Consider the following 25,009-nt stretch of genomic DNA (forward strand, 5'->3'; position numbering starts at 1 on the left):
TCAGTAGGCCCCGTCTCCGCTGGCGACCGTCCGCAGAGTGCGGGCGATTATCCGCAGGTCCAGCAGCATCGACCAGTTCTCCACATAGGAGATATCGAGTTCGACCGATTCCTCCGGGGACAGATCCGAACGACCACTGACCTGCCACAGTCCGGTGATCCCGGGACGCACCAGCAACCGGCGGCGCATCACACCGTCATAGGAGTGGACCTCGCGGCGCACCTGCGGGCGCGGTCCGACGACGCTCATATCGCGGAACAGCACATTGAAGAACTGCGGCAGTTCGTCGAGGCTGTACTTGCGCAGGAACCGGCCCACCGGAGTCACCCGCGGATCGACCTTCAGTTTGAAGAACAGTGCATTGCCGCCGTTGGCACTGATCAGTGAGGCGGCTTCCCGGTCGGCCCGCAGGTACATGCTGCGGAACTTGATCATCCGGAACGGTTTGCCGTCCATGCCGATCCGCTCGGAGAGGTAGAAGACCGGCCCGGCGCTGGTGAATTTCACCGCGCCCGCCAGCACGAGAAGTACCGGGGAGATCGCGATGAGGACCAGGACGGAGAAGCAGAGGTCGAAGACGGCCTTGCCGAACGAGAGCGCCCGATCGTATTGCGGACGTTCGATGTGCAGCATCGGAATTCCGGCGAGTACCTGGTTCGACATCCGCGTTCCGGAGATGTCCATGATGCCGGGCGCGACAATGAGTTCGGTGCCGAATGCGTCGAGGTCCCAGGCGAGCCGGCGGATATCGCGGGGCCCCAGCCGGTCGGTGGCCATCACCACAACGGTATCGGCGCCGGTGCGCCGGACGGCGCTGCGGACCGAACGATCGTTGCCGACGATCGGGATATCGCGGTGCCCGGCACGCAATGCGGTGGGTTCGGCGAGCGCGTCACCGGTGGGTGTGCAGGCGCCGACGACGTGATAGCCGTGCATCTCCTGTTCGGAGAGGGCGGCGGCGATGGCGCGGACCGCCTCGGGGCTGCCGACGACCAGTACCGAACGACGGTAGCGCCCGAGCGCCCGGTGCCGTGCCGCGTGCCCGCGCCACAACGCCCGGGTCGTCACCAGACCCAGTAGGCCCAGTGGCAGCGCGACTACGAGATGGTCGTGCGCGATATCGACACGCAGTATCAGCGAGACGATCGCGACCGTGCCGAACAGCTGCAGGGTCGCCGAGATCAGGCGGCGGTATTCGTTGCTGCCGGTACCGACGGTGTGCGGGGACCGGGACCCGTTCCAGCCCAGCAGAAACGACCATCCGAGGGCGATGCCGAGTGTGAACGCGGTGGTTCGCGGTTCGAGTTCCCAGCCGAGGGGGTGCTCCGCGGCGATGCTGAACAGTTGCGCGCACAGGGCCGCCACGGTGACCACAGCGATATCGGTGCGGGCGATGCGGCGGACATATCCGGCCCGCCAGGAGTCCCGGTCACCGGGATTCGGTAGGTGCAGATCGACAGCGCCCCCGACCGCACGGAGATCCAGAACCATGAAACGTACCCGCTTGAACTTCGAACGTCCGTGCCTTCGGCTGCCGTCCGCGACAGCAGATCACACGCTTTTTCCAGGAAGATCCGCCTCGAAAATACGAATACCGGCCGATCTTGTTGCAGAATTATTGCCCCCAACGCCGCCGCGCACAAGTGCAGGAATGAGATCATCGGCCGGACGCGCTTCCCGGCGGTCGGCGAATACGGCGGAATCGCCCTTTTCGATTGGCCGCCATCGTCATACGGGGGCTGTTCGTTACGGGGTTTGCTGAACATATGCCATAGGTCACTTCTGCGCAAAAGTCTCCCCGGACTGTGTCGCAGATGCGCCGGATAGGTGCTATTTTTCCGTTCGATCGGCAAAGAGAAGTTACTTCTCGGGGCTGCGGGGCGCCGCCGATGTACGTGACCGTTCGAGTGGAGCCCGAGTGCATTGTCGTTTGTGTGAGTCGTCCCGGCTGACCAGTGTCGTCGACCTGGGGGCGACACCTCCTTGCGAGAGTTTCCTCTCCGAGGACCAGCTAAACCTGCCGGAATCCACCTATCCGCTCCATCTCCGGGTGTGCGCGGATTGTCTGCTGTTGCAGATCCCCGCACTCATCACGCCGGAGGAGACGTTCACCGAATACGCCTACTTCTCCTCGTACTCCGACTCCTGGGTCCGGCACGCACGGGAATTCACGGCGGCGGCCACCACCCGGCTGGGGCTGGGCCCCGATTCGTTCGTCGTGGAGGTCGCGAGCAATGACGGCTACCTGCTGCGCCATGTGGTGGCGGCCGGGATCCCCTGCCTCGGTATCGAACCCTCGGCGAATGTCGGCGCCGCCGCGCGTGCGGCCGGGGTGCCGACGCTCACCGAATTCCTGACCGAGGAATCGGCCCACCACGTCCGCGCCGAGTACGGCACCGCGGACCTGGTGGTCGCGAACAATGTGTATGCCCATATCCCCGACCTGCGCGGTTTCACCCGCGCCCTGCGGACACTGGTCGCCGACGACGGGTGGATCTCGATCGAGGTGCACTATGCGGGCAACCTCGTGCGGTACGGCCAGTTCGACACGATCTACCACGAGCACTTCCAGTACTACACCCTCGCCTCCGCGCAACGGGCGCTGGCCACGGCCGGCCTGGCGGTCGCTGATGTGGAGAATCTGACGACCCACGGTGGCTCGCTGCGTATCTGGGCGCGCCCCGAGGCTGTCGCCGAACCGACTCCACGGGTGGCCGAACTGCTGGCGGCCGAGGCGGCTGCGGGCCTGCACGCGGTGGCGGGCTACCGGTCGCTGCGCGAACAGGCCGAGCGGGCGCGCCAGGATCTGCTGCGGTTCCTGCTCGACCAGCGGGCCGCCGGGCGGCGGGTGGTCGGCTACGGGGCACCGGGTAAGGGCAACACCCTACTGAACTACTGCGGTATCCGCCCCGACCTGCTCGAGTACACGGTGGACCGCAACCCCTACAAACACGGCCGCTACACGCCGGGCACCCGGATTCCCATCCATCCGCCGGAGCAAATCGATGCGGACCGGCCGGATTTCGTGGTGGTGCTGCCGTGGAATCTGGAAACCGAACTCACCGCACAGCTGAGTCATATCGGTGAATGGGGTGGCCGGCTGGTGTTCCCGCTACCCACTGTCCGAGTGGTCACGCCTCGTCCGGTGGAGGTCGCCGCGCGATGAAGGTCGTGTTGTTCTGTGGTGGCTACGGAATGCGGATGCGCAGCGGGGAGAGCGACAGTCCGCCCAAGCCGATGCAGATGGTGGGTCCGCGCCCGCTGATCTGGCATGTGATGCGCTACTACGCGCATTTCGGGCATACCGAATTCATTCTCTGCCTCGGCTACGGTGCCCACCACATCAAGAATTTCTTCCTGAACTACCAGGAGACGATGTCCAACGATTTCGTCATCCGCGACGGCCGGGTCGAATTGCTGCACTCCGATATCGCCGACTGGACGATCACCTTCGTCGATACCGGTCTGGAATCGGCCATCGGGGAGAGGCTGCGCCGGGTGCGCCCCTACCTCGAGGGCGACGATATGTTCCTGGCCAACTATTCCGATGTGCTCACCGATGCCCCGCTCGACCGGATGATCGACCGATTCACCGCCTCGGGTGCGGCGGCATCGATGATGATCGTGCCGCCGCAGTCCTCGTTCCACTGTGTGGACGTGCTGCCCTCAGGTGAGGTCAAGCAGATCACCGCGGTCGGCAAACTCCCGATCTGGGAGAACGGCGGCTATTTCGTCCTCACCCAGGAGATCTTCGACCATCTGCCGGAGGGCGGAGACCTGGTCGAGGACAGCTGTGGAGCATTGGCCGCGCTCGGCCGACTGTACGGATACCAGCACGACGGGTTCTGGAAACCCGCCGACACGTTCAAGGAACGTGCTGAGCTCGACGCCGGGTATCACCGGGGCAACCGCCCCTGGATGGTCTGGGAGCGGGCCGCTTCGTGATCACTCTCGCTCCCGCGCGACTCACCGAGGTCGCGCTACTCGGCGCGCATTGCGACGATATCGCCATCGGCATGGGCGCGACCCTGCTCACCCTGGCACACGGAAATCCGGGACTGCGGGTGCGCGCGCTGGTGCTCTCCGGCGGCGGCACCGCCCGGGCGCAGGAAGAGCACGCCGCGCTCGAACGGTTCTGCGCGGGAACCGCACTGGAACTGACGGTGCTGGATGTACCGGACGGACGGGCGCCGGCGCATTGGGACCGGGTGAAAACCGCCCTCGCCGAGTTCCGGCGCGGCACCGAGCCCGATATCGTCTTCGCTCCGCAACGCGGCGACGCCCACCAGGACCATCGGCTGCTGGCCGAACTCGCGACCACCGAGTTCCGCGATCATCTGGTGCTCGGCTACGAGATCCTCAAATGGGAGACCGATACGCCGCGGCCGGCCGTGCTGCATCCGGTGGCACCGGAGATCGCGGCGGAGAAGGCCCGGCTCCTGGCCGAATGCTATCCCTCGCAATCCCACCGCGATTGGTTCGACGACGCGGCGTTCCTGGGCTTGGCGCGTATCCGGGGTGTGCAGTGCCACACCGGATACGCCGAGGGATTCGAACTGACCAAGGCCGTCCTCGATCTGGGAGGTGTGTAGCGGTGCGGGTTCTCGTCACCGGTCATCAGGGATATCTCGGCACCGTCATGGTTCCGGTGCTGCGCGCCCGGGGACACGAGGTGGTCGGGTTGGATACGGGCTGGTTCGCCGACTGTGTCCTGGGCCCCGCACCACAGGACCCGCCCAGACTGGCCGTGGATCTGCGGGACGTGACGATCGGACAGCTCACCGGCTTCGACGCGGTCGTGCACCTCGCGGCACTGTCCAACGATCCGCTGGGCGCCCTGGTCCCCGAGATCACCCACGAGATCAACCATCACGCCTCGGTGCGGCTGGCCCGGCTGGCCAAGGAGGCCGGGACGCGCCGCTTCCTGTACGCCTCCACCTGTTCGGTCTACGGCGCGGCCGGGGAAGAACTGGTCGACGAGAACGCACCGCTGCGGCCGCTCACCCCGTACGCCGAGAGCAAGGTGCGGGTGGAGGACGACCTGGAGGCGATGGCGGATGCCGATTTCGCTCCGGTGTTCCTGCGCAACGCGACCGCGTTCGGATTCTCGCCGCGGCTGCGCGCCGATATCGTGCTCAACAACCTGGTCGGCCACGCCGTACTGGACGGAGTGGTGAAGGTGCTGTCGGACGGCACACCGTGGCGGCCGCTGGTGCACGCGGCGGATATCGCCGAAGCGTTCGCGGTATGCCTGGACGCCCCGGTCGACGCGATCCATTCGCGGGCCTACAACATCGGTACCGAGGCCAACAACCGCACAGTCGCCGAGATCGCGCAGGCGGTGGCGGAGTCGGTGCCCGGGTCCGAGGTCCTGATCACCGGTGAATCCGGTGCCGATCCGCGGTCCTACCGGGTCGATTTCGGCGCGGCGCGGCGAGAACTGGGCTTCGAGGCACGCTGGACGATCGCCGAGGGCGCCGCACAGTTGTACGCCGAGTACACCGCCGGCGGATTGACCGCGGCGGATTTCTCGGAACGTTTCGTACGCCTGGCGCGGCTGCGGCAGCTGGGTGAATCGGGTGTGGTCGACGCGACGCTGCGGCGGGTCAGGGTCGGTGCGTGAGATGTGTTTCCAGCAGTGCCCGCCAGCTGCCCGCGGTACGGTCCCGGGCGGACACCAGCGTGACCTCCCGGGGCCAGTCCAGGGCCAGATCGGGATCGTCGTAGGCGACAGCGAGGTCCTCGGCCGGGTCGTGCGGGCGGTCGATGCGGTAGCAGACGTCGGCGATATCGGTGAGCGCCTGGAAGCCGTGCAGGAAGCCCGCCGGAACGTAGAGCTGCCGGAATTCGACGTCGTCCAGCAGGAACGCCTGGCTGCGACCGAAGGTGGGCGACCCGGGCCGGATATCGACGAGGACATCGTGTACCGCGCCGTGCGCGCAGCGCACCAGTTTGGCCTCGCCGCGGCCGCCGCGCCCGTGCATACCGCGGACCACACCGCGCGCCGACCGCGACTGCGAATCCTGCACGAACGCCGCGGAGGAGCCCGGACCGAGGTGGGCGTCGAAGATCTCGGTATCGAAGGTGCGGGTGAACAGGCCGCGGGCGTCGCGGAAGGGTTCGGGCACCAGGATCAGTACATCGGCGAGTTCCGCCTGTTCGATTCGCACCGGGTGATGGTGCCATGAGCGGGGACGGGACGGCGCGCGGCGGCCGGGCGGCACTCCTGGACGCGCCCACCACCGATCCACCGGGCTGCCGGATATGCCGCGGTGATCGACTGGTGCCGGTACTGGATCTCGGCGCGATGCCGGCCGCGGATCACTTCCCACCGGCCGGCACCGGCCCGGACCCCGGCGAAGCCGCGCATCCGCTGGCGATGGTGATCTGCCACGACTGCGGACTGGCCCAGCTGGCCCACGACGATACGGTCACCGCCGAACCACGCGGGGTGGAGCCGCAGGCCCTGCGCGAACAGGCCGCCGACGCGGTGCGGCGGGTCGCCGCCGCCGGGCTGTTGCGGGGCCGCACTGTGCGCGAATTCGCCAGCCCGCACGGCGGCAGCTGGCTGGAACTACTGTCCGGGCGTGGTTTCGCGGTGACCGAGCGGCCTGCGGATGTGGTGCTGGATTCGTTCGGTCTGATGCACGAGCGCGACCAGGCGGCCGCCGTCGCCGGGCGGGTGGCGGCCACCGCGCCCGGCGGTGTGCTGCTGCTGCAGTACCACCCACTGCACACGATCGTGACGCTGGGCCAGTGGAACGCGCTGCGGCACGGCCATTTCGCGTACTACTCGCTGCGCGTGCTGTCCGAGATGCTCGCGACCGCCGGGATGTCGGTGGTGACCGCGTGGGATTTCGAACTGTACGGCGGCACGGTGCTGCTCGCGGCGGTGCACGGCGGCGGCGCACCCGACGACGCGGTGCGGCGGATACTGGACCGGGAAGCCGCGACGGCCGATCCGGCCACCCTGGCCGGATTACAGCACGCGGCGGACCGGCACACCGAGAACCTGCGGACGACACTGGAAACGGCGGCCGCGCGGGGCGAGCGCGTGTACGCCTACGGGGCGGCCTCGCGGGCCGTGGCATTGTTCTGCCGGGCTCGGGTGCGACGCGACCTGCTGGCCGGTGTCGCCGATGCCGCACCGGCCAAACAGGGCCGGCGGATGCCGGGAACGGACGTACCGATCATCAGCCCGGCGGAACTGCTCGCCGCCCGGCCGGATCGGGTGCTGCTGACCGTACCGGACCTGCTCACCGAGGTGTCCGGACGTTTCCCGGAGTTGGCCGGGCGCTGGCTCGTGGACGAACCCGCGGACCATACGCGGGAGCGGCCCATCCGGTAGAGCTCGCGAACCGCCGCCGGGTGTGCGGACCACTGCCCCTTCGCACGCCGGCCGTACCTCGAATCCACAGGTCGCGGTGATCGGATATCTCCGGTCACCGGACAGCGAAAACGGTTTCTCCTCGGATACGCCGAGATCCCTCGGCGTATCTCTCCCATTTCTTCGAAAGGATCCACCAGTGGTCAGCGTGTCGGTCTGTGTCCCGGCCTTCGAGGCCGCGCGGACGCTCGAACAGACGCTGCGTTCGATTCTGAGTCAGGATGTCGATTTCGAACTGGTGGTGCTCGACAACGCGAGTACCGATGCCACCGGTGAGATCGCCGCATCCTTCGACGACCCCCGGATACGGGTGGAACGTAACGCCACCACCCTGGCCATCGGGGACAACTGGAACCGCGCGATCGCGCTGTCCACCGGAGATCTGGTGAAGGTGGTGTGCGCCGACGATATCCTGCTGCCCGGTTCGCTGGCGGCACAGCTCGAGGTGATGGCCGATCCGGCATTCGCCATCAGCTCCAGCCGATTTCAGGTGATCGATGAGCAGGGTGAGCTGGTGGAGACCGGGCTCGGCCTCCCGGGTCTCGACGGAGTCCGCACCTCGCGCACGTTGGCCCGCACCATCGTGCGGCGGGGTCCGGCCGATTTCGGGCCCACCGCCGCCGCGATGTTCCGACGCGAACATTTCGACCGGGTCGGTGGGTTGCGCGGGGATCTGGTGTTCCCGATGGATGTCGATCTGTTCGCGCGGGTGGGGCAGTTCGGGTTGTTCTTCGGGATGCCCGATGTGGCGGCGGCGTGGCGCGCCTCGTCGTTCAATCTGTGCGCGCGCACCTCGACGGTGAGCAAACTGAGCGAAACGTTGCGCTTCCACCACCGGCTGGCCCGGGACTGCCCGCTGCTGGTCTCATCGCTGGATGTGACCATCGGCGATCTGCGGCTGGCACGGACCGCTCTGGAGCGATTGCGGGTGCGGGCGGGACAGTTCCTCGGCGCCCGGATCGGAGCTCGCCGATGACCGCGCCGGCCGCGCCGCCGCGCGTGCATATGACCGGCTCGGAATGGTTCGGCGCCGCGCCGGGCGGGCTGAACCGCTATTTCACCGACCTTTTCGAGGCGCTCACCCCGCGCCCCGAGATCGATGTATCGGCCGCCGCATTCGGCGCGGCGCCGCCGGGTGGGCTGTCGTGGGGACCTGTCGGGGGCTCCACGTGGCACCGGGCGCGCGCCGCGTTCCGGGACCGACGGACCGCGGAACCTGGCCGGGCTGCCGTATTGGATCGGCATTTCGCGCTGTACGGACCCCCGGCGCGCGATCCCCGCGCCCGGCATCTGGTGGTGCATTTCCACGGACCGTGGGCGGCAGAGAGCCGGGCGGCGGGCGGCAGCGCGCTCGCGGCGGGCGCCAAATACGCGCTGGAACGACTCCGGGCCCACCCGGCCGACAGATTCGTGGTGCTCTCGACGTATTTCCGCGATCTGCTGGTGCACGACTACCGGGTGCGACCCGACGCGGTCACGGTGATCGCGCCAGGGGTCGACCTGGACCGATTCCGCCCTACTCCCCTGCCCGAACCCACCGAGCCCGTGGTCCTGTGCGTACGGCGGCTCGAGCACCGGATGGGTATCGATGTCCTGCTGCGCGCCTGGCCCGCCGTGCGCGCGGCCCATCCGGCGGCCCGGCTGGTACTGATCGGCACCGGAACGGCCGAGTCCGCGCTGCGGGAACAGGCCCGCGATCTCGGCACCGGCATCACCTTCACCGGCCGCATCACCGATAGCGAACTCACTGCCTGGTACGGGCGGGCGGCGGTCACTGTGGTGCCGTCGGTGGCACTCGAGGGTTTCGGACTGATCGCACTGGAATCGCTGGCCGCGGGCCGCGCCCCGGTCGTCACCGAATGCGGCGGCCTGCCCGATTCGGTCCGTGACCTGGACCCTTCGCTGATCGTCGCCCCGGGCGACGCCGGCGCGTTGGCCGCCCGGCTGGCCGCCGCGCTCGACGGCACAGTACCCGGCCCGGACCGCTGCCGGGCGCACGCCGAGATCTTTTCCTGGGCCGTGGCCGCCGACCGCCATATCGCCCTGTACCGGGAGCTGACCGGATGATCCGCGCCGTATTCCTCTCCCATACCGCCGCTCCCTCCGGTGCCGAACTCGCGACCCTGCGGCTGTTGACCGCATTGCGCGAAAGCGGCGTGGTGGATCCCTCGGTCCTGCTGACCGCGCCCGGACCGCTGGTGGATCGGCTGCGCGGCCGCCGGATTCCGGTGACGGTGTGCGGTAACGCTTTCGACAGCACCGCGCTGACTGTTTCCGGATCCGGGCCGCTGCGGTTGTTCACCGGAGCGGCGGGCCTGGTGCGGCTGGGCGTCCGGCTCGGGGCGCTGGTGCGCGCCGAAGACGCCGATGTGGTGGTCGCGCAGAGTACGAAGGCACTGCTGATGGGCGCGGTGGCCGCACGCCGCGCCGGGGTGCCGCTGGTCTGGCAGGTGCACGACCGGGTCAGCGGTGAATACTTCGGGCGGGTAATGGCTTTCGCGCTGCGGGCGCTGGGGTGGTCGACAGCACGTGGCATCGTCGCCAACAGCCGGTCCACCCTGCGCACCCTGTACACCCGGGGCCGGGTCGCGGTGATCGCCTATCCGGGCGTCGAGCCCATCGCGAACCCGGCCCGGGTGGCGCAGCGCGATCCCGGCGCGGTGCGGATCGCCATGGTCGGACGCCTCACCCCGTGGAAGGGGCAGGAGATCCTGCTGCGGGCCCTGCCCTTGCTACGCCACCGGCCCGCCGCGGTCCACCTGGTGGGTGGCACGTTCTTCGGCGAGCAGGATTACCGCGCCGAACTGGAACGCACCGCCGCCGAACTGGGTCTGCCGGTCGAATTCGCCGGCCATATCGACGATCCCGGGCCCTACTTCGCCCGGGCCGATATCGCGGTGCACTGCTCGGTGATCGCCGAACCCTTCGGCCAAGTGGTGGTGGAGGCCATGGCCGCCGGCTGCGCGGTGGTGGCGGCGGACGCGGGCGGTCCCACCGAGATCGTCCGGCCGGAGGTCGACGGCCTGCTGGTCCCACCCGGAGATCCGGTCGCGCTCGCCGCGGCGCTGGACCGGCTCATCGCGGATCCGGCATTGCGCACCCGGCTGGGCGCGGCCGCGCACGAGCGCAGCGCCGACTTCGGGATCACGGCCACCGCGCGCGCGGTCACCGGAGTGCTCGAACAGGTCACGGCACGGCGGGCGGTACGCGCACGATGAATCCGCCCGACCAGCACACCATCCCGATCCGCATCGTCCACCGGCACTATCCGGTGTCGATGGACGGCCTGCGCGTCCCCGATTACGACCTGCCGACCGAGATCATCCCGGCCTTCGCCGACTGGCCGACCGAGAAGCTCCCGGTTATCAAGGTTGTCCCGCTGGAGGAGCCGGGGCCCCGTACCGGATCGACTCGGGTGCGCGAACTGGCGACGGTGCTGCGCGATATCGCCTACGTCAGTTTCGGGAAATACGGCCAGTACCTGGTCACCGTGGCGACGCTACCGCTGATCGCGCGCTTGCTCGGCGCCTCCGGGATGGGTCTGCTCGCCATCGGCATGTCGGCGTACTTTCTCGGTTCGCTCGTCGTCGACCTGGGGATCACCTCCTATCTGGCCGCGCGCGTACAGGAATCGGGGACCGACCGGGACGTGGTGAACCACACCCGGGGCACCTACCTGGCCATCCGGGGCGGAATCCTCGGTGTGCTCGCGGTGGCGCTGGTGACATCGGTGACCGCGGGTGCGCCGGACTACCTGGGCATGGTGCTGCTGGGGTTGTTCGTCGGCGGATTCTGGTCGATGTCGGAGGACTGGGTGCTGATCGGCCAAGGCCGGTTCGGCGCGTCCACGCTGTACCAGTCGATCGCCCGGGTCGGCTATCTCGTCCTGCTGCTCACACTGCTACCCCGCTTCCCGACCGCCGCGATGGCGATGCTGTGCCTGCTCGGTTCCTCGGTGATCAGTCTCGCGCTGACCTGGTGGGACACCTGGCGCGCGTTCGGCGCACCCGGACGGCCACGCGGTGCGTGGAAACTGATCCGCGCCGCGCTGCCGGTGGTGACGGGACGACTGCTGGTCACCAGCTACGGGCAGGGCGCGGCCGCCGTGTACGGCGCGGTGCTCAACGCGGCGTCGCTCGGGTTGTATTCCGCCTCGGACCGGCTGGTTCGCGCGGTGCAGTCACTGCTGGACCCGATCGGTTTCGCACTACTACCCCGGATGGCCAAACGCGGCGGCGACGAACGGTTCTGGCCGGACGCACTGCGCGCGCTGGGGCTCTGTGTGGCGGCGGCGTGTGTGGCGACCGCGGCGCTGTGGCTGGCGGCGCCGCTGGTCATCGGGCTGGTCTTCGGTGACGAGTTCAGCGGGGCGGCGGGGGTGCTGCGCCTGGAGGCGCTGATCCTGCCGGCCACCACCGTGACCTCGTTCGTCACCACCGCGATCCTGCCGGTACGCCAGGACACCGTCGGGGTGTTGATCGGATCGGCCACCGGCACGGTCGTGGCCGGGTGCGCACTGCTGCTCACCCTGCGCACACATTCGGTGTGGACGCTGGCAGCCGGGATCGTGGCCGCGGAATTCGCGGTGGCGATCTGGTATCTCGCGCGGATGCGCGCACTGATCGTGCGGGAACGCGCCGCGGGCAGCCCCCTGCCCGCCGACGCGCAGAGAAGAGGGACGCGATGAGGATTCTGTTCGTCGGCGACGACTGGCTCGGCAGCAACGCCCGCTCGTTCGCCGAAGGGTTTCGCAGGCTCGGCCACGAGGTGATCGTGGTCGACTCCACCCCGGTGACCCTGCCGCCGCGGTTGTCACCGTCGTGGTCGTATGCGAAAACCGGTGAGCGGCGGGCGCCGTGGACGGTGGACCGGGTACACACCCGGCTGGAGCGGGCCGCCGCCGAACTGCATCCGGATCTGGTGTTCGGCTTCAAATCGGTATTCCTGGATCAGCGCCGCCTGCTGGAGATCCCGGCCGCCCTGCATGTGCACTACAGCCCCGACGATGTCTCGAACCCGGCGAACACCACCGCGGACTATCTGGCGCACGAGTCCGAATGGGACATGGTGGTCACCACCAAACGGCACAACCTTCCCGAACTCGCCGGTCGCGGCGTCTCCCGGACCCTGTTCGTGCGCAGCGCCTACGATCCGGCCTGGCATCATCCGGCGGCCCGGCGCGGCACCCGGCAGTTCCTGGTCGGGTTCATCGGCGCCTGCCGCCCGGATCGGCGCCCCGGCATGGTTTCGCTGGCGCGCACCTACGGGTCACAACTGCTGGTCCGCGGCCCCGGGTGGCGCCGGGTGCGGCAGTTGCAGACGACACGTGCCGCGGTCGCGGGCCCGGTGTACGGCGAGGATTTCGCCATCGCGGTGGCGTCGGTGACGGCGAACCTGGTGTTGCTCAACTCCGAGAACCGTGACACCCACACCTGCCGCACCTTCGAGGTGCCCGCCTCCGGTGGTTTGTTCGTCGGCGAGCGCACCGACGAACACGCCGACCTGCTCGACGACGAGACCGAGGCCTTCCTGTTCTCCAGTCGCGACGAACTCGACGAGATCCTGGAGCGGTGTGCCTCGTATCCGGATCAGGCGGCCAAAACCGCCGAGGCCGGCTACCGGCGGATCGTCGAGGGTGGGCACACCTACACCGACCGGGCGAAGGAGATCCTGCGTGCGCTGGAATGATTCGCGGCTCGCCGGACGATGCCGATGCTGATCCCGGATCTGATCACCTCCAACGGGCCGCTGCTGGTCGTCGTCGCGGCGCTGGCGGCGCTGGTGGTCGCCGCTCTGTTCACCCACGGAGTGCTGCGGGTGCTGTTGATCGCGCAGGCGGTGTACTGGGCGATGTCCTATGTCGCGCGCCCGGTGATCCTGCTGATCGTGCGCCCCGAACCGCGTTTCGGCGATAACATCGCCGACCCACGGCTGGCCGATATCGGTTACGACGTGGGTATCGAGGCGGCGCTGCGTCCGGTGGCGTTCGGTCTCACCGTCTACGCCCTGATCGTCCTCGGCTTCGTACTGTGGACGCGGCGCCGGCCACGACCGGGCCGGGCACCACTGGCCGGCGATCCGGATCTGATCGGCACCCTGTGGGTGCTGTACGTGCTGGGGACTTTCGCCCGATTGCTCAGCGTCGCCTCCGGCGCGGCCGGACAGGCCGGCGATGTGCAGAGCGCCTCACCGGTGCTGAGCCTGCTCACCATGCCCGCCATCCTGGGCGCGGTCGGGTTGATCGTCTTCGCGCGCCCGCCACGGCAATCCGGGACGATCGCCGTGCTGGGTGTGCTGATGGCGGGAGAATTGTGGTGGACAACGGCCACCGAGTCGAAGACGCCGATCCTGGGGGCCGCGCTGGCGGTCGCGGTCCGGTTCGCGCTGACCGGCTGGACGCGGGCCAAGGTGCTCGGCATCGGTGCGGTCTCGGTCACCGGTATCGCCGGATTCGACTGGTTGCAGTCGCTGAAGACCTCACCGTATCTGCGCGCGGAGGCGGCCGCCGTCGACGGCGCCTATCCCGAGGGCGTCCGCCCGTTCCTCAGTCTGCTACGCCGGTTCGACCTGCTCGAGGCCGCGACCGACGCCTACTACGTGGGGCCGGACTCCTGGCTGAGTCCCGGCGAAGTGCTGGGACATCTGGCCCGCAGTATGGTGCCGGCGCAGCTGCTGGCGGAGGAGAAACTACACGCCGGAACGGCCTGGGCGAGCGAGGTGCGCGGCGCCTCGGTGGATATGAGTCAGGTATCGGTATCGCTGGCGGAGGGCAATATCAGTGAGGGATATGTGATCGGCGGCCTGCCGGGGGTCGTCGTCGGCGTCGCGTTCACCGCGATCGTGCTGGTGGGATGGGCGCGGTCGCTGTATGCGCACCATCTGGTGCCGGTGCTCTTCGGTATCGCGTTGATCGAGGTTCCGGTGGTGTTCGAACGCGGCATGCTCGGCAGCGCCGAAACTCTCGGTAAATATCTGCAGGTCGTGATCCTGGCCTGGCTGGTGCGTCTGGCGGTGGGTTACTGGCGACGCGCACACGGGCCGCCCGGGCCCTCCGGTGAACTTGATCGAGACCTACCGACCGGCCCCGCCGCGGAACCGGTCGGCGCGAGCGTGGGAAGTGAAGGAAGACAATGATGGAACTGCCCGACTACCTGCGCCTGCTGCGCCGCTACTGGGCGGTGCTGCTGGCGGGTGTGGCGCTGGGCGTGGGTCTGGCGGCGTACCAGGTCGAATCGACGCCGACAACCTATACCGCCACCAGCACCCTGTACGTATCGATGGCGACCGGTACCTCGGTCGCCGACTCCTATCAGGGCGGTCTGGCCGCCCAGCAGCGGGTGCGGTCCTATCTCGAGCTGATCACCAGCGACCATGTGGTCGACCGGGTCATCGGCCAGCTCGGACTGAACCTGGACCGCGAAGAACTACGCGCCGCGATCACCGCCGACACCCCGCCGGCGACCTCGCTGCTACGAGTATCGGTAACCGATGAGGATCCCGAGACCAGCCGGGTGCTCACCGACCAGGTGGTCGCCCAGTTCCGCGCCCTCGTCGACGAACTGGAGACCATCGAGGTCACCGCCGCCCCGGCCGCGCGGGTCGCGGTCGTCGACGCGGCGCAGGCACCCGCCGAATCGAGTAGTGCGGGCGGCACCCGGCTGTATCTGGTCGGTGCGATCGCCGGACTGCTGCTCGGCGCGGTCGTCGCCTACCTGCTGGACCGGCTGAACAAGCGGGTACGCGACAGCGCGGAATTCGCCGCGCTGGGCCGGCCGGTACTGGGTACCGTCGCGCTGGGCACCGATAGGGAGCCGGCCGAGTTGCGGGCATTGCGGGCACGGCTGCCCGCGGCGCCGCGGCTCGTGATCACCGCGCTCGACGGACAATCCGAGCCTGCCCTGGTACTCGGCACGGCGGCGGCACTCGGAGCCACCGGAGCACAGGTCCTGGTGATCGACGCGAACACCACCGGTCACGGTGTCTCCACGCTGCTCCCCGAAACACTGCTCCAGCTGCCCCCGGCGAACGGCGAGTGGCCGGTCCGCGAACCGAATCCGCCCCGGGAACTGGTGACCGCGGCCTCCGGCCGGACTTCCGCGGTCGTGCGCGGGGAGATCTTCGATCCGCCGACGGTGAAACTGGATCTGCGTACCGCCCCGGCCGTTCCGCTCGACGACCTGCCCGCGACCACTCCCACCGTCCCCACCAAGACCGGCGCGCGCGCCGCGGACGGCCTGGCCGCCGTCCTGCGTGAGGACATCCACATCGACGAGGCCTTCGTGCCGTGGCCGGATCGGTCGGTAGTCGTCCTGGCGCTGGGCACGGCCGACGAGCGCACCGCGGATCTGCTGGCCGCCGACCGATTCGAGACCCTCCTCGGTGAGGTCGCGAAACGTTTCGACCGGGTGATCGTCGACGTCGCGGTCGCCGACGCCACCGCCGTGGCCCCGAGAGCGGCGGGCACGGTCGGGGTGGTGCGGTTGGGTGGTGCCCGCCGCGACCGGATCGAGTCGGCGCTCACCGCGTTGACCGCGGCCGGTGCCACGGTGGCCGGTCTGGTGGCGGTACCGCCCCGGCGTACGTGGTGGCGGCGGTCGTGAGCAAAGCACATCGCGCAGAGCCGGCCGGGCACGGCCGGCGTCGTCTCCAGCGCCGTGATCTGCTCGCGGCCGGGCTGGGCGCGGCCGGTATCGGCGCCGTCACCGTGCCGTTGGCCGCGTCGGGACCACCGCCCGCGCCCATCGTCGTGGCGAGCGGGACCGCGTCGCCGACCGTCCACGATATCCGTGCCTTCGGCGCCGTCGGCGACGGGAAAGCCGACGATACGGAGGCGCTGGCCGCCGCCTGCCGCACCGACGACATACCGCCGGTGGTGTACCTCCCGGCCGGCGAGTACCGGATCACCGCCTGGCCCGATCTACCCGACGGCTCCGTCGTCTACGGCGACGGCGCCGATGTCACCACGGTGTTCTGCGATCGCGACACCACACTGGTCGATCTGGCGGGTAAACAGCGGATCCGTTTCGCGCGGATGGGTTTCTACCTGTCGGGGCCCGGCGCCACGGCGATACGACTCGCGGAATGCTTCCGCTGCAGTTTCGACACGGTCCTCATCCGCGGCAACCATCTCGCCGACAACTGGCCGCGCTACGCCGGGCAGAAAGGTGTGGTGCTGGAGGCGAATACCGGCGGCACCTCGTTCATCGACTGCGATATCAACAATTTCGGCGTCGGGCTGTCGACCTCGTGTATCCAGAACTACGTTACGTCGTCGAAGTTCTCCGGAAACCGCATCGGCGTACTCGGGACCGGTAACGACCACAACGCCGGGCTGGCGCTGACCAACGTCGAATTCGTCTCCGACAATGATCCGGCGACCACCGACCGCCATCTGTTCGTCGACGGCGCCGCCAACAACTGGTGGCTCACCAATGTCTGGTTCGAGGGCTCGGATATCGCCGTGCAGGTGGGTACCGCCGGTCAGGGCGGACCATCCCAGTTCGGGATGGTGAACTGCAAGGTCGCGGCCCGGTCGTGCGATATCGACCTGATCTATTGCCGTCAGCCGTATCTGGCGAATATCGCCTTCGACGCCGATCCCGGGGGCAGCCCCGCCGAACTTCGGATCGATGAGGCCGGTTGCCCGGAGGGGATCGCCGTCAATCTGATCTCCGGCGCGGGCGCCGAGATCGGCCCTCGGGTTTTCCCCAGCAATTGGCAGGTCCTCGGTCGCGGTCAGACCCACCGGCCGACGTTCACCGGGCCGGTCACCGCGCGGGCCGAGGGCGCGGAGGAGATCCTGCGGGCCGTGGCACCCGACGGTGCGGGATTGGCCTCGGTACTGGCCAGCGGGGCATGGCTGTCCGACCACGCCGATGCCGGTGTCGTACTGCGGGATCCGGAGGGTGGATACTGGCGGCTGGGCGTCGCCCCCGACGGCGCGCTGCGCACCGCGCCGCTGGGCCGGGACCGCCCGGTTCGGTGATATGACGGCGAATATTTCCGGCGCGCACCGGCGGCTGTGGCGATCGGCGGCCGCCGCGCTCGTCCTGATCACGCTCGCGACCGTGGCGGGCTGGCCCGTGTTCGTCCGGCCCCAGCTGGATCCGTTGCGTCCCGCGGACGCCGTCGTGGTACTCGGCGGTACCCCGTACGAACGGTTCGATATCGGGCTCGAACTGGTCCGCCGACACTGGGCGCCGGAGCTGCTGATCTCCGCGTCCACCGGACTCGACGATCCGCGGATGGACCGCTATTGCCATACCCCGTACCCGTTCCGGGTGACCTGTTTCGAACCGCGCCCGTGGACCACCCGCGGGGAGGCCCAGGAGATACGCCGATCGGCCGCGGCCAACGGCTGGCGGCACATCATCGTCGTCACCTTCACTCCGCATATCTCCCGGGCCCGCTATATCGTCGGTCGCTGCTTCGACGGCGAACTCACCATGGTCGCCAGCCCGAGCCGTACCGACTCGGTGTTCCGGACGTGGATGTACGTGCGGCAGACCGCCGGATACCTGAAGGCTTTCACCGAGTCCGGCTGTTGAGCCGCGAAGGAGCGAGTGTGATCACCGATTTCGGCCGCAGTGACCGCGCCCAGGCGCGGTTGCACGAACTGGTGCCCGGCGGCGCGCACACCTATGCCCGCGGATCCGATCAGTATCCCGAGCATATGGCGCCGGTATTGGTGCGCGGACACGGCTGCCGCGTCACCGATTGCGACGGTAACGAATTCGTCGAATACGGCATAGGTCTGCGCTCGGTGACGCTCGGGCACGGTTACCGACCGGTCGTCGACGCCGTCGCCGCCGCCATCGCCGACGGCGTGAACTTCTCCCGGCCCACAGTGTCGGAACTGGCTGCCGCCGAGGACTTCCTGGATCTCGTGCCGGGTGCGGAGATGGTGAAATTCGCGAAGAACGGCTCCGATGCCACCACCGCCGCCGTCCGGCTGGCACGCGCGGTGACCGGCCGGGTCACCGTGGCCGTCTGCGCACAACCCTTCTTCTCCGTCGACGACTGGTTCATCGGGACAACCGCGATGTCGGCCGGTATCCCCCGTCAGCCGACCGTCTCCTTCCCCTACGGGGACCTGCCCGCGCTGGAACAAGCCCTGGCCGGGCGGGCGGTCGCCTGTGTGGTCATGGAGGCCGCGACCGCACTGCACGAGCCGCCGCCCGGCTATCTGACCGGGGTCCGCGAGCTGTGCGATCGCTTCGGGACACTGCTGGTATTCGACGAGATGATCACCGGATTCCGGTGGGCGGCCGGTGGTGCGCAGCAGGTGTACGGGGTGGTGCCGGATCTGTCGTGCTGGGGCAAGGCGATGGGTAACGGTTTCCCCATCGCCGCCCTCGCCGGGCGCCGCGAGTACCTCGAACTGGGTGGGTTGCGGACCGACGACGCCCGGGTGTTCCTGCTGTCCACCACCCACGGCCCGGAAACCGGTGCACTGGCCGCCTTCCGGGCCGTGGTGCACGCCTACGCCACCACCGATCCGGTGGGCCGGATGGAACACGCAGGTCGTCGGCTGCGGGCCGGAATCGAGGAGATCACCGCCGAACTCGGTATCGGCGACCACCTCCGCATCGCCGGCCGACCTTCGTGCCTGCTGTTCCTGACACTGGATCCGGACGGCGACCCGTCTCAGGAGTTCCGCACCCTGTTCCTCCAGGAACTGTTGCGCCGCGGCGTCCTCGGACAATCGTTCGTCACCTCGGCAGCCCATACCGACCGCGATATCGACCACACCATCGAGGCCTGCCGCGGCGCCGCCGCCGTCTACCGGCGAGCCCTCGAACAGGGCACGGTCGCGGGCCTGCTCGAGGGGCGTCCGGTGGCCCCCGCTCTGCGCGCCCACGCGGCGCCCCGCCGTCTCGTCGAGGAGGCTGTGCGATGACCACGCACGCCCGGAACCCGGAACACTCCGCCCACCGGATCACCGGGCGCTCTCCGGCGACCGCCGAACCGGCCGGAACGCCGAGCGCGACGACCGCGGCGGCACGACTGCGCCTGGCGATCGTGCACGAGCGGTTCACCGAATACGGCGGCTCCGAGGCAGTCGTCGGGGAACTGGCCCGCACCTGGCCGCAATCGCGGGTGTTCGCGCCGATCGTCGATCCCGCCGCCGCTCCGGCGATCGCGCACCCGCCCTGGGACACCGTCTCCGGGACCTGGCTCTCCCGCGCCTACACCGCGACCGGCCGGCGTTCGCACGCACCGCTACTGCCACTGGTCCCCCGCGCCCTGCGCCGGCTCCCCCTGCGTGACGGTTTCGACGCGGTGGTCGTGAGTCATCACGCCTTCGCGACACAGGCGGTGTTCGCCACCGACGCTCCGGTGATCGCCTATGTGCACAGCCCGGCCCGCTGGGCCTGGGACCCTGCCTTCCGTGCCCAGGAGGCGAGCGGCCCCGCCGGGCGCGCCGCCCTCACTGTCCTCGGCGGCCTGGCCCGCCGCACCGAGATCACCGCGGCACCGCACCTCACCGCGGTGGTCGCGAATTCACGCGCGGTGGCCGACCGTGTCCGGGACTGGTGGGGTCTGCCCGCGACGGTCGTCAACCCCCCGGTGCGCCTGGACCGCTTCGCCACCGATCCCACAGTGCCACGCGAAAATTTCCTGCTGTTCGCCGGCCGTTTGGTCCCGTACAAACGCCCCGACCTGGCCATCCGCGCCGCCCAACGGGCGGGCCTGCGCCTGGTGGTGGTCGGCGACGGCCGGTACCGCCGCCGGCTCGAGGCCCTCGCGGGTCCGGAGACCACCTTCCTGGGTGCCGCGCCCGACGAAGTGCTGGCCGATATGTACCGCCGCTGCCGCGCCCTGCTGATGCCCGGAGTGGAGGATTTCGGGATCGTGCCGGTGGAGGCGATGGCCTGCGGAGCGCCCGTTCTGGCCGTCGGTGCGGGCGGTGCCCTGGACACGGTGGTGCCCGGTCTCAGCGGCGCCCATATCGCGGCCGGTTCCGACGAGCAAGTAGTCGACGGTTTCGCGGCCGCCCTACGCGACCCGTCCACCACCGGTCTCGATCCACTCCGGATCCGCGATCACGCGGAGTCGTTCGGTCCCGAGGTGTTCCGCGCCCGGATGGCCGAGACCGTCGCCCATATGCTCGGAAACTGAATCGCCGCACAGCGGGTCCGGGACGGCTACCGCGAACCCGCCGTGTTCCGGCCCTACTCACCGATCCGGTCACGGAAAGGCGCGTACCAGTCCCGGGGCCGCCCCTGGATCTCCCGTATCTCCGCGACCGAATCGTTGACGATCGCGAAGCTGGTGAAGGTGAGCGGATAGTAGGCCGCCGACATGGCGTCGCCCCGGGTCGATACCCGCAGGTCGCCACGGGTCCCCCCGTTCGTCTCCAGTATCGCGCGGAATCCGGACTTCTCGTCCACGTGGATCGGCACCGACCGACGCGGCTGAGGCGTCGCGAAGGTGAGACGCCACACCGTCTCCCATTGTCCGTTGTCGAGTTCCGCGCGGGTACCCCATACCGTGGGGCGCAGGTGCGCGGCGGAATAGCCGGGTGGTTCTTCTGTCATTGTCAGGGAGTCACTCTCGCGATCCATTCCATCTGAGCTGTCAGAACGGCGAACGAACCCGGAGCGAAGATGGTTTCGTCCGGTACACCGCGCCCGACCGGCCGCACGGTTACCAATCCCTTCTCGACCAGCTCCTGATAGGTCGACTCCGGCAGCCGTCCCACCAGCACTGTGGACGAAGAGTACTGGCTGTGCCGCAGACCCCATTCGTAGGCGGCCTGGAAGCCCGGCGATCGATCGCCGTCCACTTCGTGAGTGAAGAACGATCCGGGCCGGCCCATCGACCCGCGACGTGAGGCCGTGACGGCCACCTGCTGATTCAGACCGTACATCTGGATGTACTCGGCGTGATCTGCCGAGGTACCGTGCGCGAAGTCACGGTGTGTACGATCCGGCTCGCATTCTTTGGGTACCAGCCCCAGCGGGTCGCACCAGGTGATGGGGTTGTGCGGATAGGTGACCGGGTTCGGCGCCGGACCCAGTCCCAGCGGATCCCGGGTGAGATACCGACCGGTGGCGGGATCGTAGGTGCGGTGCAGGTTGTAGTGCAGACCGCTCTCCGGGTCGTACTGCTGTCCGGGGTACCGCAGGAGCGTCTGGGTGCTCCCCGTCCAGGTTGTCTCACCCCACAGGGTGACGGCAGCGCTCGCGGCGACCTGCCCGGATTCGGTGAGCAGCCGGATCGGTGTCCCGACGAGGTCGGTCACGATGGCCAAGAATTCCCGGTCGACACCGTTCTGGTCGACGGTTTGGGTGAGCGGGATATGGGTGCCCGGCCGATACGACCAGTGGGTGGTGGTGTGCCGGTCGGCCTGTTCCGTCAGCCGGCTGCCGTCCCAGGTGTAGTCCGTTTGTTCGACCGCCACTCCGTCGTCGGAAAGCCGCTGCTTCGCCGCCCGCCGTCCGAGCGCGTCGTAGGTGTAGCGCCAGCGCTCGCCGCTCGATGTCCGCAGCTCGGTGAGCTGGTCGAACGCGTTGTATCGATAGTGCCGGATCTCCGGTGGACGGGAGGGTCGCCTCGTGGTGCTGCGAATCAGCCGGCCGCTGTCGTCGTAGTGGAATCGCGTACGGCCGCGCCGGACGAGCACGTTGTTGCGGTACTCACGGCGGTGACGCCCGTCCGAGCGGATCGCCGGAGCGGATTTCTCCGTCGAGGTCACCCGGTCCGCCGCGCCGCCGGACAAGATGTTGCCGAGCCGGTCGTAGCTGTAACGCTCGACGACCCGCTCACCGCTGGCGATGCTGGTGATCCGTCCGATCTCGTCGAGTGCGTACTCGCGGCGAACCTGTGTCCCTCCGTCTTCCACGGTCGTCTGTGCGAGGGGATACCCGTCCGCACGCCAGACATAGTCGTCACGGCGGATCGCTGGGCGGGTGTCCGGTCCAGCGGGAACGGTTCCGACGGTCTGGGCGACCATATGGCCGACCGGGGAGAAGACGCCGCCGACCGTGAGTTCGCCGGTCCGCCAGCCGGTGGGGCGCCCGAGCCGGTCATGGGTGAAGTCCAGACGCCGGCCACTGTGTTGCATCGCCGTGATCCGATCGGCCGGATCGTACTGCCATGTGGTGACCGTCCCGCTGGGTGCGGTGTACGAGACGCGACGACCGTGCCGGTCGTATTCGAAGACGCTCGGCGGGCGGTCGTCCACCTGCTGAGTGACCGGCTGCCCGTTCGCGGCGTGGGTGAATCGGAGGGTATGTGTCGCGAGCTCGGCGACACCGGTAACCGCGGTCGTCATCCGCCCCGCGGTGTCGTAGCTGTAGCGCAGCCATTCCCCGGTTTCGGCGATCACCGCGATCGGACGACCGAGGACGTCATAGGTGTGGGTGCGGGTGACGCCGGTCGCGGGTGTCACGGTCGCGATCCGGCCGCACGGGTCATGGCTGTAGCGGGTGAGCGCTCCGGCGTAATCGGTCTCACCGGTACACCGGCCCGCCCGGTCGTAGGTGTAGTGCCAGGTGTCACCGAGCGGGCTGGTGACGCCGACGAGCCGGCGCTGCGTATCCCAGGCGTAGCGGGTGGTGGCGCCGTCCGGGCCGGTACGGCTGCTCACCAGATCGAACGCACCGTAGGTGTACCGGGTCCGGCCGCCCGCGCGGTCGGTGTGCGCGAGCAGGTTGCCTTCACCATCGAACTCCCAGGCCTCGCCGTAGCCATCGGGATCGGTACGTCCGATGAGACGGTCGTCGCCGGACCAGGTGTAGGCCGTGACACCGCCGAGGCCGTCGGTGACGACGACCGGGCGGCCCAGATGATCGCGCGCGATGGTCGTGACCACGCCGTGGGCGTCGGTGACTCGGACGGGGAGCCCCGTCGGATCGACCTCGAGGCGGGTGATCGCACCGGTGGATTCGGTGACGGTGGCGACCGCACCGCAGGGGTGATGGCTGTACTCGGTCCGCGTTCCGCCCGGCACGGTCACCGCCGAAATCGTGCCCGAGTCGTCCCACTCCTGGGTATGGGACACACCGTCGGCGTCGGCGACAGCGGCCACCCGCCGCCGGGCCGTATAGGAGATCCGGACAGGTCGCCCGTCCGGACCGACGACCTCGACCATATCGCCGTCCGGGTTGTACCGATAGGTGGTCACGGCACCATCCGCGGCGATCACCCGGACCGGGCGCCGGTCGTCGGCGAATTCGGTGCGGGTCCGTCCGCCGACGGGATCGATGTACTCGCACAACCGGTACTCGCGATCCAGTACGTATTCCGTCGCCGCACCGGCGGAATCGATATGGACGGTACGGCGAACTCCGCTCTCCGGGTCGGCGGAGTACTCGAAGCCGGCATCGAGCACCCCCGCGCTGCCCCGCTGGGCTATGACCCGGCCGGACGTATCGTAGGTATTACACATCCGGTTGCCGTTGGAATCGGTCCACGACGTCATCCGGTGCTCGGAGTCGTAGGTGTAGTGCGTAACTGCGCCCACTCCGTTGCGGACCGTCTCCAGCTGTTCGGCGTGATATCCGAATTCCCGGACCGTAGAACCGCTTTCGTTGTCGTCCGACCCGAGTACACGGAGCGCGACCACCCGGCCGTGTTCGCAATCGATGCGTACCCGGTAGCCGCCGGAATGGTCGACGCCGACCGGAACCCCCTCGCCGTCGTAATGGAACGAAATCCGGTTACGGTAGCGGTCGGTGAGGGCGGAGAGGGCATAGCCGCCGCACCGGCGGTCGACGGTGCCCGGTTCGCGTACGGTGAAATGCCATATCAGTTCACGATCCGGGTCGGTCACGAGATATCCGCCGCTCTCAACCGCCTCCAGCGGCCACCGCGGTCCGCCGTTGCCGGGAAACACCGGCCGGCCCTGCTCCGGATGCGGATACACCAGCAGGAGGCCGTCTTCGCCGACGAAGGTCACGGTGGCGACCTCCACGACGACGCGCATATCGAGTGTCGCCGACCAGGACGGGCCGAACCACCGCCCGAACCGATAGCCCGACCGATGCCGCCGCCGCAGCACCAGCGGCAGCACGCCGGGTAGCCGCAGATCGGTGTCCGGGAGTACGAATTCACCGGTGGCGACATCCACCGGGTCGTTGCAGACGGTCACTTGATCCGCGGTGCGATTCGTCTCGGAGCGATTCGTCAGTGCCGCACGAGCGAGCCCGCGGTCGGCGTGGGCCCGGCCGGTGTCACGCCACTGGCCGACCCGGGCTGCCGTTCGCGGTCCGCGCGGAAAATCGATCGACGCGGCCGGCGCGGCGCCACGAATCGTCTGTTCGCCACGAACCTGGGCATCGAGAAGGGTTTTCACTGCCCTGTCGAGCGCCCCCTCGTGATTCGGCGAACGACGGCCCCACCCCCTCGCAATATTCTCGGCGATATCCGACAGCCGAGAGCCGGCGAGAACTAATGCTCTCGATACGAACACGACCCTCTCCCTCCTCCCGGCCGTTGGCATCATCGCACGGCGCCACCATGAGATGAATGGCTAGATGCGCATATCTTGGTATCTACAGGTGATCGATCCGACCAGCGGCCGGAGAAGCCCGGAAGGCGTCACCCAGGGCGCCCTACGTGTTCCACATCACGACCCAAACGATAATGATTGTCGTTATCTTTGACTTACCATGT

General features: G+C 68.7%; 20 protein-coding genes. 16 read left to right on the top strand and 4 right to left on the bottom strand.

Annotation, left to right across the window (positions count from 1 at the left end):
• Complete coding sequence (locus tag IEY68_RS07810; RefSeq protein ID WP_062996593.1) at positions 1-1,491, bottom strand: sugar transferase; 1,491 nt, start codon at positions 1,489-1,491, stop codon at positions 1-3.
• 427 nt (positions 1,492-1,918) lie between these two features.
• Between IEY68_RS07810 and IEY68_RS07815 the strand changes: the two genes are divergently transcribed.
• From IEY68_RS07815 to IEY68_RS07830, 4 genes are read left to right on the top strand one after another with little or no spacing between them, the layout of a single operon-like run.
• Entirely contained in the window at positions 1,919-3,166 is a 1,248-nt protein-coding gene (locus tag IEY68_RS07815; RefSeq protein WP_062996591.1) for a class I SAM-dependent methyltransferase, read from the top strand.
• The gene (locus IEY68_RS07820) at positions 3,163-3,945 is read left to right on the top strand and encodes a glycosyltransferase family protein (RefSeq protein ID WP_062996589.1); all 783 of its coding nucleotides are present in this window, start codon (positions 3,163-3,165) and stop codon (positions 3,943-3,945) included. Before IEY68_RS07815 ends, IEY68_RS07820 begins: the two co-directional genes overlap by 4 nt.
• A complete protein-coding gene (locus tag IEY68_RS07825; RefSeq protein ID WP_062996587.1) occupies positions 3,942-4,592 on the top strand; it encodes a PIG-L deacetylase family protein in 651 nt (216 codons plus the stop codon). The genes IEY68_RS07820 and IEY68_RS07825 overlap by 4 nt, the downstream gene beginning before the upstream one ends.
• A 2-nt stretch (positions 4,593-4,594) precedes the next feature.
• The gene (locus IEY68_RS07830) at positions 4,595-5,623 is read left to right on the top strand and encodes an NAD-dependent epimerase/dehydratase family protein (protein ID WP_062996585.1); all 1,029 of its coding nucleotides are present in this window, start codon (positions 4,595-4,597) and stop codon (positions 5,621-5,623) included.
• On the opposite strand, the gene rfbC is transcribed toward IEY68_RS07830, so the two are convergent.
• Positions 5,607-6,170, bottom strand: coding sequence for a dTDP-4-dehydrorhamnose 3,5-epimerase (gene rfbC, locus IEY68_RS07835; protein WP_062996583.1), 564 nt, complete (start codon positions 6,168-6,170; stop codon positions 5,607-5,609). The two genes, IEY68_RS07830 and rfbC, sit on opposite strands and share 17 nt — an antisense overlap.
• Positions 6,171-6,184: 14 nt before the next feature.
• Between rfbC and IEY68_RS07840 the strand changes: the two genes are divergently transcribed.
• From IEY68_RS07840 to IEY68_RS07895, 12 genes are all read left to right on the top strand, one after another.
• Positions 6,185-7,348: a class I SAM-dependent methyltransferase gene (locus IEY68_RS07840; RefSeq protein ID WP_189094116.1), complete on the top strand. Its 1,164-nt coding sequence runs from the start codon at positions 6,185-6,187 to the stop codon at positions 7,346-7,348.
• Between the two features lie 178 nt (positions 7,349-7,526).
• Entirely contained in the window at positions 7,527-8,363 is an 837-nt protein-coding gene (locus IEY68_RS07845; RefSeq protein WP_062996581.1) for a glycosyltransferase family 2 protein, read from the top strand.
• A gap of 23 nt (positions 8,364-8,386) precedes the next feature.
• A complete protein-coding gene (locus IEY68_RS07850) occupies positions 8,387-9,454 on the top strand; it encodes a glycosyltransferase family 4 protein (protein WP_229718679.1) in 1,068 nt (355 codons plus the stop codon).
• Complete coding sequence (locus IEY68_RS07855) at positions 9,451-10,605, top strand: glycosyltransferase family 4 protein (RefSeq protein ID WP_062996579.1); 1,155 nt, start codon at positions 9,451-9,453, stop codon at positions 10,603-10,605. Before IEY68_RS07850 ends, IEY68_RS07855 begins: the two co-directional genes overlap by 4 nt.
• Positions 10,602-12,074, top strand: a complete 1,473-nt coding sequence (locus tag IEY68_RS07860) for a lipopolysaccharide biosynthesis protein (RefSeq protein WP_229718656.1) — start codon at positions 10,602-10,604, stop codon at positions 12,072-12,074. The genes IEY68_RS07855 and IEY68_RS07860 overlap by 4 nt, the downstream gene beginning before the upstream one ends.
• The gene (locus tag IEY68_RS07865) at positions 12,071-13,075 is read left to right on the top strand and encodes a CgeB family protein (protein WP_062996577.1); all 1,005 of its coding nucleotides are present in this window, start codon (positions 12,071-12,073) and stop codon (positions 13,073-13,075) included. The genes IEY68_RS07860 and IEY68_RS07865 overlap by 4 nt, the downstream gene beginning before the upstream one ends.
• Positions 13,076-13,099: 24 nt before the next feature.
• Positions 13,100-14,521, top strand: a complete 1,422-nt coding sequence (locus tag IEY68_RS07870) for a hypothetical protein (protein ID WP_189094117.1) — start codon at positions 13,100-13,102, stop codon at positions 14,519-14,521.
• Positions 14,518-15,987, top strand: coding sequence for a hypothetical protein (locus tag IEY68_RS07875; protein WP_189094118.1), 1,470 nt, complete (start codon positions 14,518-14,520; stop codon positions 15,985-15,987). The genes IEY68_RS07870 and IEY68_RS07875 overlap by 4 nt, the downstream gene beginning before the upstream one ends.
• Positions 15,984-17,372 (top strand): glycosyl hydrolase family 28-related protein, encoded by a 1,389-nt coding sequence (locus IEY68_RS07880; protein ID WP_062996809.1) that lies wholly within the window; start codon positions 15,984-15,986, stop codon positions 17,370-17,372. The genes IEY68_RS07875 and IEY68_RS07880 overlap by 4 nt, the downstream gene beginning before the upstream one ends.
• Position 17,373: 1 nt before the next feature.
• Entirely contained in the window at positions 17,374-17,934 is a 561-nt protein-coding gene (locus tag IEY68_RS07885) for a YdcF family protein (RefSeq protein ID WP_189094119.1), read from the top strand.
• Between the two features lie 20 nt (positions 17,935-17,954).
• A complete protein-coding gene (locus IEY68_RS07890; RefSeq protein WP_229718680.1) occupies positions 17,955-19,286 on the top strand; it encodes a glutamate-1-semialdehyde 2,1-aminomutase in 1,332 nt (443 codons plus the stop codon).
• On the top strand, positions 19,283-20,509 hold the full coding sequence (locus IEY68_RS07895; protein WP_189094120.1) for a glycosyltransferase: 1,227 nt from the start codon (positions 19,283-19,285) through the stop codon (positions 20,507-20,509). Before IEY68_RS07890 ends, IEY68_RS07895 begins: the two co-directional genes overlap by 4 nt.
• A gap of 53 nt (positions 20,510-20,562) precedes the next feature.
• Here the strand turns inward: IEY68_RS07895 and IEY68_RS07900 are convergent, their stop codons facing one another.
• Positions 20,563-20,928 carry a hypothetical protein gene (locus IEY68_RS07900; protein ID WP_062996570.1) on the bottom strand — a complete coding sequence of 122 codons (366 nt, stop codon included), beginning with the start codon at positions 20,926-20,928 and terminating at the stop codon, positions 20,563-20,565.
• Between the two features lie 2 nt (positions 20,929-20,930).
• Positions 20,931-24,806, bottom strand: coding sequence for a DUF6531 domain-containing protein (locus tag IEY68_RS07905; protein ID WP_189094121.1), 3,876 nt, complete (start codon positions 24,804-24,806; stop codon positions 20,931-20,933).
• Positions 24,807-25,009: the final 203 nt, after the last annotated feature.

The organism is Nocardia jinanensis (assembly GCF_014645735.1).
Lineage (GTDB): Bacteria > Actinomycetota > Actinomycetes > Mycobacteriales > Mycobacteriaceae > Nocardia > Nocardia jinanensis.

Bases quoted from the DNA above. Each gene is read 5' to 3' on its own strand.
- IEY68_RS07885 (WP_189094119.1), top strand. From the start codon at position 17,374: ATGACGGCGAATATTTCCGGCGCGCACCGGCGGCTGTGGCGATCGGCG.
- IEY68_RS07860 (WP_229718656.1), top strand. From the start codon at position 10,602: ATGAATCCGCCCGACCAGCACACCATCCCGATCCGCATCGTCCACCGG.
- IEY68_RS07810 (WP_062996593.1), bottom strand. From the start codon at position 1,491: ATGGTTCTGGATCTCCGTGCGGTCGGGGGCGCTGTCGATCTGCACCTA.
- IEY68_RS07865 (WP_062996577.1), top strand. From the start codon at position 12,071: ATGAGGATTCTGTTCGTCGGCGACGACTGGCTCGGCAGCAACGCCCGC.
- IEY68_RS07900 (WP_062996570.1), bottom strand. From the start codon at position 20,928: ATGACAGAAGAACCACCCGGCTATTCCGCCGCGCACCTGCGCCCCACG.
- IEY68_RS07855 (WP_062996579.1), top strand. From the start codon at position 9,451: ATGATCCGCGCCGTATTCCTCTCCCATACCGCCGCTCCCTCCGGTGCC.
- IEY68_RS07820 (WP_062996589.1), top strand. From the start codon at position 3,163: ATGAAGGTCGTGTTGTTCTGTGGTGGCTACGGAATGCGGATGCGCAGC.
- IEY68_RS07895 (WP_189094120.1), top strand. From the start codon at position 19,283: ATGACCACGCACGCCCGGAACCCGGAACACTCCGCCCACCGGATCACC.
- IEY68_RS07840 (WP_189094116.1), top strand. From the start codon at position 6,185: ATGAGCGGGGACGGGACGGCGCGCGGCGGCCGGGCGGCACTCCTGGAC.
- IEY68_RS07875 (WP_189094118.1), top strand. From the start codon at position 14,518: ATGATGGAACTGCCCGACTACCTGCGCCTGCTGCGCCGCTACTGGGCG.
- IEY68_RS07870 (WP_189094117.1), top strand. From the start codon at position 13,100: ATGCTGATCCCGGATCTGATCACCTCCAACGGGCCGCTGCTGGTCGTC.